Annotated in this window: 10 protein-coding genes; 5 read left to right on the plus strand and 5 right to left on the minus strand. The window is 52.3% G+C overall.

All coding sequences use genetic code 11. The features are described from left to right. Positions 1-19: 19 nt before the first annotated feature. From ABLU86_RS15145 to ABLU86_RS15155, 3 genes are all read left to right on the plus strand, one after another. Positions 20-1,285, plus strand: a complete 1,266-nt coding sequence (locus tag ABLU86_RS15145; RefSeq protein ID WP_063444660.1) for a histidine-type phosphatase — start codon at positions 20-22, stop codon at positions 1,283-1,285. Positions 1,286-1,750: 465 nt separating this feature from the next. After that, the gene (locus ABLU86_RS15150) at positions 1,751-2,719 is read left to right on the plus strand and encodes a hypothetical protein (protein ID WP_072060206.1); all 969 of its coding nucleotides are present in this window, start codon (positions 1,751-1,753) and stop codon (positions 2,717-2,719) included. Between the two features lie 15 nt (positions 2,720-2,734). Continuing rightward, a complete protein-coding gene (locus ABLU86_RS15155) occupies positions 2,735-3,325 on the plus strand; it encodes a hypothetical protein (RefSeq protein WP_072382477.1) in 591 nt (196 codons plus the stop codon). Positions 3,326-3,818: 493 nt separating this feature from the next. Here the strand turns inward: ABLU86_RS15155 and ABLU86_RS15160 are convergent, their stop codons facing one another. Together ABLU86_RS15160 and ABLU86_RS15165 are read right to left on the minus strand one after the other, a co-directional pair. Beyond that, the gene (locus tag ABLU86_RS15160; protein ID WP_020078001.1) at positions 3,819-4,475 is read right to left on the minus strand and encodes an epoxyqueuosine reductase QueH; all 657 of its coding nucleotides are present in this window, start codon (positions 4,473-4,475) and stop codon (positions 3,819-3,821) included. 116 nt (positions 4,476-4,591) lie between these two features. Then, complete coding sequence (locus tag ABLU86_RS15165) at positions 4,592-5,698, minus strand: nickel/cobalt efflux protein RcnA (RefSeq protein WP_047045663.1); 1,107 nt, start codon at positions 5,696-5,698, stop codon at positions 4,592-4,594. Positions 5,699-5,816: 118 nt separating this feature from the next. On the opposite strand from ABLU86_RS15165, the gene rcnR reads away from it, so the two are divergent. Beyond that, on the plus strand, positions 5,817-6,089 hold the full coding sequence (rcnR, locus tag ABLU86_RS15170; protein WP_015369853.1) for a Ni(II)/Co(II)-binding transcriptional repressor RcnR: 273 nt from the start codon (positions 5,817-5,819) through the stop codon (positions 6,087-6,089). 48 nt (positions 6,090-6,137) lie between these two features. Here the strand turns inward: rcnR and potE are convergent, their stop codons facing one another. From potE to speFL, 3 genes are all read right to left on the minus strand, one after another. Next, complete coding sequence (gene potE / locus ABLU86_RS15175) at positions 6,138-7,454, minus strand: putrescine-ornithine antiporter (protein ID WP_015369854.1); 1,317 nt, start codon at positions 7,452-7,454, stop codon at positions 6,138-6,140. Then, positions 7,451-9,649 carry an ornithine decarboxylase SpeF gene (gene speF / locus ABLU86_RS15180; RefSeq protein WP_015369855.1) on the minus strand — a complete coding sequence of 733 codons (2,199 nt, stop codon included), beginning with the start codon at positions 9,647-9,649 and terminating at the stop codon, positions 7,451-7,453. Before speF ends, potE begins: the two co-directional genes overlap by 4 nt. Positions 9,650-9,912: 263 nt before the next feature. After that, positions 9,913-10,017, minus strand: coding sequence for a leader peptide SpeFL (speFL, locus tag ABLU86_RS15185; RefSeq protein WP_006819052.1), 105 nt, complete (start codon positions 10,015-10,017; stop codon positions 9,913-9,915). 548 nt (positions 10,018-10,565) lie between these two features. On the opposite strand from speFL, the gene ABLU86_RS15190 reads away from it, so the two are divergent. After that, positions 10,566-12,116 (plus strand): peptide MFS transporter, encoded by a 1,551-nt coding sequence (locus ABLU86_RS15190; protein WP_015369856.1) that lies wholly within the window; start codon positions 10,566-10,568, stop codon positions 12,114-12,116. The last annotated feature ends 296 nt before the right edge of the window (positions 12,117-12,412 follow it).

Raw genomic sequence — 12,412 nt, forward strand, 5'->3', positions numbered from 1 at the left:
AATCGATAAGGAAGATTTTATGATGCCTGCAAGACATCAGGGCCTTTTACGCCTGTTTATTGCCTGTGCGCTGCCGCTGCTGGCGATGCAATCCGCCGTCGCGGCGAACTGGCAACTGGAAAAAGTGGTGGAGTTAAGCCGCCACGGCATTCGTCCGCCAACGCCCGGCAATCGTGAAGCCATTGAAGCCGCGACCCAGCGTCCATGGACCGAATGGACCACCCACGATGGGGAACTGACCGGACATGGCTATGCGGCGGTCGCCAATAAAGGGCGCGCGGAAGGGCAGCATTATCGCCAGCTTGGCCTGCTGCAGGGGCAGTGTCCCAGCGCGGAGGATATTTATGTTCGCGCCAGCCCGCTACAGCGTACCCGGGCAACCGCACAGGCGTTGGTAGATGGGGCATTCCCCGGCTGCGGCGTGGCGATTCATTATGTCAGCGGCGATGCTGACCCGCTGTTCCAGACCGACAAGTTTACGGCTACGCAAACCGATCCCGTCCGCCAGTTGGCGGCAGTGAAGGCGAAAGCCGGCGATCTGGCTAAGCGTCGGCAGGCGCTGGCGCCGACGATCCAGTTATTAAAAGCCGCGGTTTGCCAACAGGATAAACCGTGCCCCATTTTTGATAAGCCCTGGCAGGTGGAGCAAAACCAAAGCGGTAAAACCACCATAAGCGGGCTCAGCGTGATGGCCAATATGGTTGAAACGCTGCGTCTGGGCTGGAGTGAAAACCTGCCCTTAAGCCAGTTGGCATGGGGGAAGATTACTCATGCCAGCCAGATCACAGCCATTCTGCCGCTGTTAACGGCAAACTACGATCTCAGTAATGACGTGCTGTACACCGCGCAAAAGCGCGGCTCGGTGCTGCTCAACGCGATGCTGGACGGAGTGAAAGCGGACGCCACGCCGCACGTACGCTGGCTGCTGCTGGTGGCTCATGACACCAATATCGCGATGGTGCGCACGCTGATGAATTTTAGCTGGCAACTGCCCGGTTACAGCCGGGGCAATATTCCGCCGGGCAGCAGTCTGGTGATAGAGCGCTGGCGCAACAGCAAAAATGGCGAACGTTATCTGCGCGTCTATTTCCAGGCGCAAAGCCTGGACGACCTGCGACGCCTGCAGATGCCGGATCAACAGCACCCGATGTTGCAACAGGAGTGGCGTCAGCCTGATTGCCAGCAGACCAGCGTGGGCACGTTATGCCCGTATCAGTCCGCGCTGGAGGCCTTAAGTAAACAGATCGATAAAAGCGCGGTACCGCCGGTGAATATGGTTCTTTAATCAGCGCAAACGCCATAATCCTTAGCGGAAATAGGACGGATTATGGCGTATTGCTTAAAAGTGTTAGTGATTCGAGTAATAATTCCAGAGATATTGGTTTAATGGACGCATGGCACTAATTTACTGAGAGGAAAAATAAGCAAGCCTCCTCTGAGTTTTGTTACGTCTTTATGTAATATGCTTTGGTTTTTGGGAGTTTTTAGGAAAACATTTAGGTGCGCTAAGATTGTTCACAACTCAGGAGTTGGTTACCATTTAACTTCTCAAGATAGTGCTCTGTAATAGTATAGATATTTACTTTAAAGAGTGGGGGCTTTTTAATACTTCAATTAATAACATATTGAAGAGGTTGGTAATAGGCATGTTTATTGGTGGGCTAAATTTAGTAGGTGTGGTATTGGTTTTGTTGGATTTTATGCCACCATTTTCTTGGGGGTAAGTTAAAGCTAAAAAAGGATTTATGCAATGGTTGAATATTATTTTGGCCATGATGGCCTCCACAATATCTCTCCTTTTGATAGACCAGCAACATGGGGAGGGCCAGGTCCAGTTGATTTTAATTTTCATGATCTAGCAAAACAATTGGACTGTTCGCGGAATTTCAATCGAGTTGGTATTATTTATTCTAATGGTGTGAGCCAATGGTTGGTAAGACCTTCCCGGCGGATTGCCAATTCGGTCCAAAGCATAGCAAGTCATGTTATTGTCACAAAGGTTTGCGATATCTCACAAGAAAGTTCCACAAAAGCTATTGTTAAGACACTTCAGGCACCATCACTGGCCACCGAAATTACATCAACGGCACTTTCATGCGGAGCGGCTGCAATCACATTAGCCCTTGTGCTTACTGGAACGGCGATACTTCCCCTTACGGCAGGAGCATCGGTGCTGGTAGCCGGAGTTATTGCTGCCAGCGGCGTAGCTACCGTTGGGCAATGTTTTATCGGTGCGGGAAGGTTATGGACAATAAGCAGAGGTAGGGAAGAGCGTTTAGCATGGCTTGATTCGCAGGATTGGTATCTTACTACGACTACCATCCTTGATATCATTTCTCTTGCAGGTGCCGGGGCTGGGTTAGCGAAATCTATCGAAGTGTGGAAAACGATGAAAAAAATATCTTCAGCAGAAGCTTTATCATGGCTAAGAGGCCTAAGTAGGGTTGAGCGTAAGCGGCTTACTTATGAAATCATTCGTAATGAAAATCCGGGAATATCTAACTCTGGTATAAAAGCTGCTATAGAAATGGGGCATTATCCTAAACGATTTCCATCTGAAGTATTACAACGAACTCTACAAAGGGAGTTGATGCAAGTGATTGTTAATTCATCAGCATTTGCCGGGAGCGGCATTTCCGGAACTGTTAGAAATCCACACAATCTAAAAAAAACAGGACAATATGTGATAGGGATAATACAATCCTTTTCATTAACATAAAATCTGGTTGGCATAATGATTGAGCATATAAAAAACAGCCTTGTGTTAAATATTGATGTGGAAAAAAATCTTGCGTCAATGAGTCCCCGACAACTTGAGATGGTTAAGCAACGATTGACCGAATATGTAGGAGCAAGAGTCGGGGGACATACGCTCAGTATTCCAATGGTGGGCGGAATACTATTTGCTGTTTTTTGCTTTATTATGCCGCAAATTACCGTGTGGGAAATTATTTTCAGACTTAATGGATGGCCTGATTATGCTATACTGGCTGCAGTTTTCCCCACGGGGGGGGTATATAGCATATTGATTTGTATTCCGGCGTTTCTTACTGCACGAGGCCGATTGATAGGTCTGAAATCTCTTTTATGTGTCATTACTGGGACAGGAATCATTGCAATAGCATTTTTATTATTCACTGTTATTACTTTCATTATGGGGGGAGGTAATGATGCGGGCGATCTCCTCGGTGCTATTTTAGGAGTGTTTTTTATCGCGATCGGCATCAAATGCCTCAATACGGTTATGTTCACTAAAACAATCGCATTTTACTTACTAAATCGGGTCTCCCGCCAGCAAATAAAATTGCAACACTCGTCTGGTTAAGATTTTGGGTGTCAATGATTGTTCATACTTCTGCGTTAGTTACTATTTGAGTATTCAATGCGTGACGATATCGTAGTTTGGATATTGACTTTAAGATCGCGCTGTCATTATGTACAGCTATTAGATTAACTCGGTGCGGAAAGTGATTATATTACTAACCTTAATTGATCGCCAGGAAATGAAATGCGCATAAGATTTTTCTGTTTATTAACTTCTTTTTTCATCGTTCTCTTCCCGTTGGGTGGGCTGTTAGATTATTTATCCCGGACTAGCAACGATTTCTTGAACAGCACCGGTTTGGGTTTTGCCGATGGGGATGCCGACCCCTCTTTCTTGTGGGTTTTGCTGACGTTGATGATGATTGTGACCTTGGGGTTGAACTATCTCATCCGTAAGATTGTGCCAGGAAATAGAGTATGAAATTTATGTGAAGTTATTAAACAACGGACCTTTGCTGGCCCGTTATTTATCCACATCATTCCCTTTTCTTCAGCTATTCACCTTCATCGCCATAATAGAGCTTGCCGATCTTAATTAGCGGTCGGCCCTGGGATTTACGGTGCAGATTGCTATCGCGTAGCGAGTAGACGCAGCCGCAATACTCCTGCTGGTAAAAGCGCTCGCGCTTACTGATATCGATCATCCGCGAGGATCCGCCCTGTTTACGCCAGTTATAATCCCAGTAGACCATGCCTGGATAATGCCCGGCGGCGCGCTCGCCGCAGTCGTTGATTTGCTGCATGTTCTTCCAGCGTGAAATTCCCAGCGAACTGCTGATAACGCTAAAGCCGTGCTCGTAGGCATAGAGCGCGGTGCGTTCGAAGCGCATATCAAAGCACATCGTGCAGCGCACGCCGCGCTCGGGTTCCCATTCCATCCCCCTGGCCCGCGCGAACCAGTTATCGGTGTCATAATCGGCATCGATAAACGGTACACCGTGTTTGTGCGCAAAACGAATATTCTCTTCCTTGCGGATTTCATACTCTTTCTGCGGATGAATGTTGGGGTTATAGAAGAAAATGGTGTAGTCGATACCGGAAGCCTGAATCGCCTCCATTACTTCCCCGGAGCAGGGGGCGCAGCAGGAGTGGAGCAGCAGTTTATCGGCTCCGTTGGGCAACGTCAGCTGTGGGCGCTGGAACTCGGACATCAAGTCATTCCTGAAGTAAATACATCCAGCGCCAACTGTAGCATGTTGAAGGGCTGCTAACCTTCCCCAGAAATGTCAGGCCGCGCATCCTCACGCGGCGCTGAATTCATCTCAAATTAACCTCTCACGCCGAGATAGCCGTGGATCGCCATATAGATCCCCACCGCCCCGATTAGCACGCTGGAAAAGTAGGGGGCCCGTCGGGCGAGCGTGTTAAAACCACTCCAGCGTTTGGCCACCTGGCGAACGCTTACCGCCGCGCCAACGCCGACGGTGACCAGCGTCAGCGCGAGGCCGATGCTGAATGAGAGGACCAGCGTCGCACCTAAGGTCAGGGCTTTGAGCTGGATGCAGATAAGCAGTACGGTGATCGCCGCCGGGCAGGGGATCAATCCACCGGTCAGGCCGAACAGTAAGATCTGCCAGTTGGTGACCTCCCGGCCGTCGAAACGACGTTGAATATCGTTTGCATGGGCCCGCTCGTGGGCGTCCTGATAGGCCTGACTTCCTTCCTCAAGACCATCCAGTTCATGATGATGATGTTCATGAAACGCCAGATCATAATCGTGGGTATGGCGCTGGTGGCCGAGCGTCAGGCGTACGTTAAAGTCATGCGGTTCCGGGATGGTCTGCGCGGATTCTAAATAATCGCCTTTATCAACAAAAGAGAACATCTGCGCGAAGCTGCTCCCGCTGCGCCGTGTCGCCAGTGAGACATCGCCAGCGGCCCATCGGTTGCCACTTAGCGTGCGTATGCGCCAGCGCGGCGGTTCTCCTTCTTCGAAGATGGAAAGGGCGATTTTACCGTGGCCAGTGTCGACGATCTGGGTTTCATCATCATGATGATGCGCATCCCGATCCTGCATGGCCTGCAGCCAGTTACGTTCACCGCGCCAGGTGCGCCAGAACATCCATATTGCGGTACCGAGAATGATGAACGCGGAAACCAGCTGCAGCCAGGGTTCAGCCGCTTCGGCGGTAAATTTCTGGCTAAAATACATGCCGCCAAAGGCGATCAGCCAGACGATGGCGGTATGTGAAATCGTCGCGGCGAGGCCCAGCATCACCGCCTGACGTACCGTGCCTTTAATGGCGATGATGAACGCCGCCATCATGGTCTTTGAATGGCCCGGTTCCAGGCCATGTAGCGCGCCTAACAGAATGGCGCTGGGAATGAAAAACCAGGCATTGCCCTGCTGAAGTAAAGGTAAGAATTCGTTCATAAGAAGAGAGTTGGTTGTCGTTGGTGAACGGGATTCTACTCCCCCCCAGTATAAGATACTACCCCCCAGTAGATTACAAACCTATAATTGAGGCATTGAGTTCGCCAGTGAGGTTAACGTGTCGCATACGATTCGGGATAAAAAGAAGCTGCAGGCCAGAGCCAGCAAGATTGAGGGGCAGGTGAGCGCGCTGAAAAAGATGCTGGATGAGCCGCACGAATGCGCCGCCGTGCTGCAGCAAATTGCCGCTATTCGCGGAGCGGTAAACGGGCTAATGCGTGAAGTGATCAAGGGCCATCTGACGGAACATATCGTTCATGAAGGCGATGAAGTGAAACGTGAAGAGGATTTGGACGTGGTGCTGAAGGTGCTGGATTCCTATATCAAATAGCGGCCACGGATAGCGCCGGCGGCGACAGACGCGCCGCCGGCTTCAGCATTAGCTGTGTTTGTTTTTCATCTCAAAACGCGGTGATACCAGGCCGTACAGCGTCCAGCCCATAAAGGTCACGATCGCGCCGTAGAGCATCGCCTCTTCGCCGGAGGAGTACAGCGCATAGAAGCTGTATACCGCGCCGATAAAGGCAATCACGTTGGTGGATCGCGCTTTGCCCGGTTCCACATTGGCCATTTTCTGGATAATCGCCAGCGCCGCCATCGACAGAATGTACGGGATGATGTTAGTCACCACCGCCAGGTTAACCAGCACGTTGAACTGGTTGCTCAACGACGGGCTAATGGTCATCAGCGACAAGCCGGTTTGCAGGATAACGATGGTCAGCATCCCCTGAATCGGCGCGCCGGAAGCCGAGACGCGGGAGAAGATTTTCGGGAAGTAACCTTCGTCAGACGATGATTTAAAGACCTGCGCGATGGTGAACTGCCAGCCGAGCAGTGAACCGCAGCAGGACATCACCATCAGCCCCATAATCACTTTACCTACGCCAGGCGTGAACATTTGGGCAAACGCCAGGCCAAACGGCGCCGTGGAGTTAGCCAGGTCCATGTTCGGCACGATCCCGGCGATGACGTTGGTCGAAACGATATAGATAACCGCCGCGCCGAGGGTACCGCCGAGTACGGCGATCGGCACGTTACGTTCCGGGTTTTCGACCACATCGGTGTTGGCGCAAGCGGATTCCAGACCGAGGAAGGCCCACAGCGTCATGGCGATTGACGAACCAACGGCGCCGAAGAACGGTACGTGGTGCGGGTTCCAGGACTCGACGTACATCGTCGGGCTAAACCAGAACCAGCCGATGACGCACAGGCCGACAACCGGAATGATGACCCCCCATACGGTGATGCTACTGATCTGGCCGGTAATGCGCGCGCCGCCGAAGTTGGCTACGGTACAGATCCACAGCACCCCGATAGTCGCCAGGCCAATCTGCACCGGTGACAGGGTGGCGCCGAACAGCTCGGTGCCATAACCCACCGCGGAGATAGCGATAGCGACGTTGGCGATCAGCAGCGAGACGCCGTAGGTATAGTTGGCCATAAAGTTGCCAGACTTGCCGAACGCGTACTCGGCGTAACCGCCCATCCCGCCTGATTTACGGCTAAACATCCCGCATTTGGCGAAGGCCCACGCCAGCGCCATCGATCCTACCGCCGTCACCAGCCAGGAGATGATGGAGATAGTCCCCACCTCCGCCAGCTTGGTGGGCAGCATGATGATGCCGGAGCCCATCATGTTGACCATGGTTAAGATGGTGAGCTGTACCACTCCCATCTTGTTACTGGATTTGCTCATACAGTTTCCCCTTTCAGCAGCGCGCTTTGTTTCTCGCTTTCCGCGATGACATAGCACCAGACCTGTTTACGGCCATCGTGCTCCTGGATATAAACCCCCTGCAGTTCCGGCGCGAAGCCCGGCAGCAGGTTGATCCCTTCTTCCAGTGCGGTGAAGTACTGCAGCACCGCGCCGCCCCAGACTTCGCCCGGAACTACACACAGCACTCCCGGCGGGTAAGGCAGGGCGCCTTCAGCGGCCACGCGGCCTTCGGCTTGCGGCAGCGGCACCAGATCGACCTGGCCGCGCAGATAGGCGTAGTTAGCCTCTTGCGGGTTCATCACCACCCGCGGGAAGTGATCTTTACGGAACATCTCTTTTTGCAGCTGTTTGACGTTGTGACGGGCATACAGATCATGCATTTCCTGACACAGCTGACGCAGGGTATAACCGGCATAACGCTCTTTGTGCTGGCTGTAGATAGACGGCAGAACCTCCTGCAGCGGCGCATCGGCGTCGAGCAGCTTATCGAAGCGCGCCAGCAGGGCGACCAGCTGCTGCAGTTTGGCCATATCTTCCGCCGGGGTCAGCAGGAACAGAATGGAGTTAAGATCGCATTTTTCCGGTACCACGCCGTTTTCACGCAGGAAGTTGGCGAGAATGGTGGCCGGTACGCCGAAGGCGTCATATTCGCCGCTGGCGGTATTGATCCCCGGGGTGGTCAGCAGAAGTTTGCACGGATCGACGAAGTACTGATGCTCGGCATAACCGTCAAAGGCGTGCCAGCGTTCTCCTGGGCCAAACTCGAAGAAGCGCAGGTCAACGGCGATTTGCGCGGTTTCATATGACTGCCATGGTTTACCATCGACCATTTTTGGCACAAACGGACGGATGTGCTTACAGCTTTCAAGGATCAGCTTACGCGCCTTGATGCCGTTCATTACGCAGTCCATCCACATGTTGCGGCCGCTCTCGCCTTCATGCATTTTGGCGTTGATATCCAGCGCGGCAAACAGCGGATAGAACGGGCTGGTGGAGGCGTGCATCATAAAGGCGTTATTCAGACGTTTATGCGGAACATAGCGCTGTTGCCCTTTGATATGGCTGTCTTTTTTATGGATTTGCGAGGTCTGGGAGAAACCGGCCTGCTGTTTGTGCACCGACTGGGTTACCAGAATGCCCGGATCGTTTTCGTTCAGCTCCAGCAGCAGCGGCGAACAATCAGCCATCATCGGAATGAACTGTTCATAGCCGACCCACGCGGAGTCAAACAGGATGTAATCGCACAGATGACCAATTTTATCGACCACCTGACGAGCGTTATAAATGGTGCCGTCGTAGGTACCTAACTGGATCACCGCCAGGCGGAACGGGCGGGCATCCTGTTTCCGATTCGGCGCCACTTCTCCGACCAGCTCGCGCAGATAGCGCTCCTCGAAACAGTGGGCGTCGATACCGCCGATAAAACCATACGGGTTACGTGCGGTTTCCAGATAGACCGGTGTCGCCCCGGCCTGCAGCAGCGCGCCGTGGTGATTGGATTTATGGTTGTTACGGTCGAACAGTACCAGGTCGCCCGGGGTCAGCAGCGCGTTGAGCACCACTTTGTTAGAAGAGGAGGTACCGTTGAGCACGAAGTAGGTTTTATCGGCGTTAAAGACTTTTGCCGCATGCTGTTGGGCAATACATGGCGCCCCTTCGTGGATCAGCAGGTCACCCATGGCGACGTCGGCGTTGCACAGGTCGGAGCGGAACAGCGTCTCGCCGAAATACTCGACGAACTGATTACCGGCCGGATGACGGCGGAAGAATTCACCCCCCTGATGCCCCGGGCAGTCAAAGGCGCTGTTGCCCTGTTTGACGTAATCGACCAGCGCGCTAAAAAATGGCGGACGCAGCTCGGTTTCATATTTATGCGCAGCGGCTTCCAGCTGGCGGCCGTAGAAGTCGTTGCGGGTTTCGTCGTGTTCAAATACCCCCTGCACCGAAGCCATATACTCGGCCGGGACAACCTCTTCTTTATTAATAGCGATAAATACCGGGATGTTATAGCCGGTGGCCTTTAACTCATCGAGTTTACCGCATTCGATATCTTCCAGGGTTAATACTACCGCGGCCACATCAATAAAGTTGGTTTCGCTAGTATTGACAATATTACGCTGGGTAGAAAAACAGTTTGGACATGTACGGCTAACGGCAATTTTTAAATCAGTCATTGTTATCTCTTTATTTTCAGATAATAGCAGGCCCTCAATTTCTCGAATGAGAAATTGATTACGCCGGACAAAAGGTAATAGTCTGCCGCTGATATAATAAATATCAGTAGAGTACCTTTTGAGATGCAATAAACCCTACCAGTCCGGTGGCTGGTAAATAGCAGGATTTATTAGGGCGAGCGCGGTTAGCTACAGGCGAGTGCCTGTATTAACAACAAAAGATGCAGGAAGACCTGTATGCTGAAGCGCCCGTAGTCGGAAGACTACCGGGCATTAAAGAAATGAAAATCGAAGCTGTTACGGTGAGCAAACATCATAATATGCGTTGTCCGCCTTATGTGTGGCATCATCCTGTTATTGTTTTCCATGATATACACCTTTCAAATGATTGACTGAAGGTATGGCATATTCTATATCCGGCTTAGACTTAATCTGTGACGCCGATCACTAATAGCCTCTCATTATGATATCAATGGCTGGTATTTTGATCTTATCCAACATTATTCACTGGTTTGTTGTCTTTGTGTAAATATATTGTGTTGCAATGTGGTTAAAAAGAATAATGACCGGTTAATCATTGCGTTATTTCAGCCATATGACGGAATTATGTCGTATACTCGGGCCTTTCTGACTTCTATCCTCTTAACATTATGTTTATTAAGGATTAAGAGGTTCCTGTAGTACGAAAAAATGCTGTCAATCATTATCCCTTTGTTGCCAACATAAAATCTGGGAAAAGAGAGCCTGGTCGAGTTTTCATCTAAAAGATATCGCTCAGGGGCTAGACAAAACCACCGTCTGGTTATCAAATGGTTAAATAAAATTAACGCCTGTGTGAATGATAGGCAGGTAGAAAAAATGGTCAATACGCTTTTCGGCATGACAAAGCGCTAAGATCGCCTTATTGGGAGAAGTTATGCATTCCTCTGTTAACAAAAATGAAAGCCGGACCTTCTTTGGTCACCCTTACCCTCTGGGATCGCTGTTCTTCACCGAAATGTGGGAGCGATTCTCGTTTTATGGCATTCGTCCGTTACTGATCCTGTTCATGGCGGCCACCGTCTATGACGGCGGTATGGGCTTAGCCCGTGAGAACGCGTCGGCCATCGTCGGCATCTTCGCCGGCGCCATGTATCTGGCGGCGCTGCCGGGCGGCTGGTTGGCGGACAACTGGCTCGGCCAGCAGAAAGCGGTGTGGTATGGCTCGATTCTGATCGCGCTGGGCCATCTGTCGATTGCGCTGTCAGCGTTTATGGGCAACAACCTGTTCTTTATCGGGCTGATGTTTATCGTGCTCGGTTCCGGCCTGTTTAAAACCTGCATCTCGGTGATGGTCGGTACGCTGTATAAGAAAGGCGATAGCCGTCGCGATGGCGGTTTCTCGCTGTTCTATATGGGTATCAATATGGGGTCGTTTATCGCGCCGCTGATTTCCGGCTGGCTGATTAAATCCCACGGCTGGCACTGGGGCTTCGGCATCGGTGGTATCGGTATGCTGGTGGCGCTGGTGATTTTCCGCCTTTTCGCGGTCCCGGCAATGAAACGCTACGACAGCGAAGTGGGTCTCGACTCTACCTGGAATAGTCCTGTGGCGAAGAAAAACGGCGTTGGCGCCTGGCTGCTGGCGCTGGCGGTCGGCGTGGCGGTGGTGATTACGCTGATTGCTCAAGGGGTGATAGTCATTAACCCGGTGGCGGTCGCCAGCATGCTGGTGTACGTGATTGCCGCGTCGGTGGTGCTCTATTTCATCTACCTGTTCGTTTTTGCGGGACTTAACCGTAAAGAGCGCGCGCGTCTGCTGGTCTGCTTTATTCTGCTGGTTTCCGCCGCCTTCTTCTGGTCAGCCTTCGAACAGAAACCGACCTCCTTTAACCTGTTTGCGAACGACTACACCAACCGCATGATTGGCGATTTCGAAATCCCGGCGGTGTGGTTCCAGTCGATTAACGCCCTGTTTATCATCCTGTTGGCGCCGGTATTTAGCTGGGCATGGCCGGCAATGGCGCGCAAAAACGTGCGCCCGAGCAGCATCACCAAGTTTGTTATCGGGATTCTGTGCGCGGCGGCGGGCTTCGGCCTGATGATGCTGGCGGCGCAGAACGTGCTGAGCAACGGCGGCGCCGGCGTATCGCCGCTGTGGCTGGTGGGCAGCATTCTGATGCTGACGCTGGGCGAACTGTGTCTGAGCCCGATAGGCCTGGCAACTATGACCCTACTGGCGCCGGAAAGAATGCGCGGCCAGATGATGGGGCTGTGGTTCTGCGCCAGCGCGCTGGGTAACCTGGCGGCGGGGCTGATTGGCGGCCACGTGAAGGCCGACCAGCTGGATATGCTGCCGGATCTGTTCGCCCGCTGCTCGACGGCGCTGCTGATCTGCGCTGCGGTGTTGTGTGTGCTGATTGTGCCGGTGCGCCGTATGCTGGAGAACAGTAAATCCGTCGAGCAAAAACCGGCGACCAATGCCTGATTGCGTAAGCGGTCAATGAAAAGCCGGCGCTGAGCGCCGGCTTTTTTATAGTAAACAGAGTATGGAAACGGTAGCCCGGATAAGGCGTAAGCCGCTATCCGGGGATTTCCCTGCTCGCGCTGCGCTTAGCAGGGTTACGGTTCTGCGCAACCCACTGCCGGGGCTTCATCAGAACGGTAGCCCGGATAAGGCGCAAGCCGCTATCCGGGGATTTCCCTGCTCGCGCTGCGCTTAGCAGGGCTACGGTTCTGCGCAACCCACTGCCGGGGCTTCATCAGAACGGTAGCCCGGATAAG

This window comes from Klebsiella sp. JN_Kp121 (genome assembly GCF_040062145.1).
Taxonomy (GTDB): Bacteria; Pseudomonadota; Gammaproteobacteria; order Enterobacterales; family Enterobacteriaceae; genus Klebsiella; species Klebsiella aerogenes.

Excerpts from the sequence above, each read along its gene's own strand:
- ABLU86_RS15160 (WP_020078001.1), bottom strand. The coding sequence starts at position 4,475 with ATGTCCGAGTTCCAGCGCCCACAGCTGACGTTGCCCAACGGAGCCGAT.
- ABLU86_RS15150 (WP_072060206.1), top strand. The coding sequence starts at position 1,751 with ATGGTTGAATATTATTTTGGCCATGATGGCCTCCACAATATCTCTCCT.
- potE (WP_015369854.1), bottom strand. The coding sequence starts at position 7,454 with ATGAGCAAATCCAGTAACAAGATGGGAGTGGTACAGCTCACCATCTTA.
- speF (WP_015369855.1), bottom strand. The coding sequence starts at position 9,649 with ATGACTGATTTAAAAATTGCCGTTAGCCGTACATGTCCAAACTGTTTT.
- ABLU86_RS15145 (WP_063444660.1), top strand. The coding sequence starts at position 20 with ATGATGCCTGCAAGACATCAGGGCCTTTTACGCCTGTTTATTGCCTGT.
- ABLU86_RS15155 (WP_072382477.1), top strand. The coding sequence starts at position 2,735 with ATGATTGAGCATATAAAAAACAGCCTTGTGTTAAATATTGATGTGGAA.
- ABLU86_RS15190 (WP_015369856.1), top strand. The coding sequence starts at position 10,566 with ATGCATTCCTCTGTTAACAAAAATGAAAGCCGGACCTTCTTTGGTCAC.
- speFL (WP_006819052.1), bottom strand. The coding sequence starts at position 10,017 with ATGGAAAACAATAACAGGATGATGCCACACATAAGGCGGACAACGCAT.
- ABLU86_RS15165 (WP_047045663.1), bottom strand. The coding sequence starts at position 5,698 with ATGAACGAATTCTTACCTTTACTTCAGCAGGGCAATGCCTGGTTTTTC.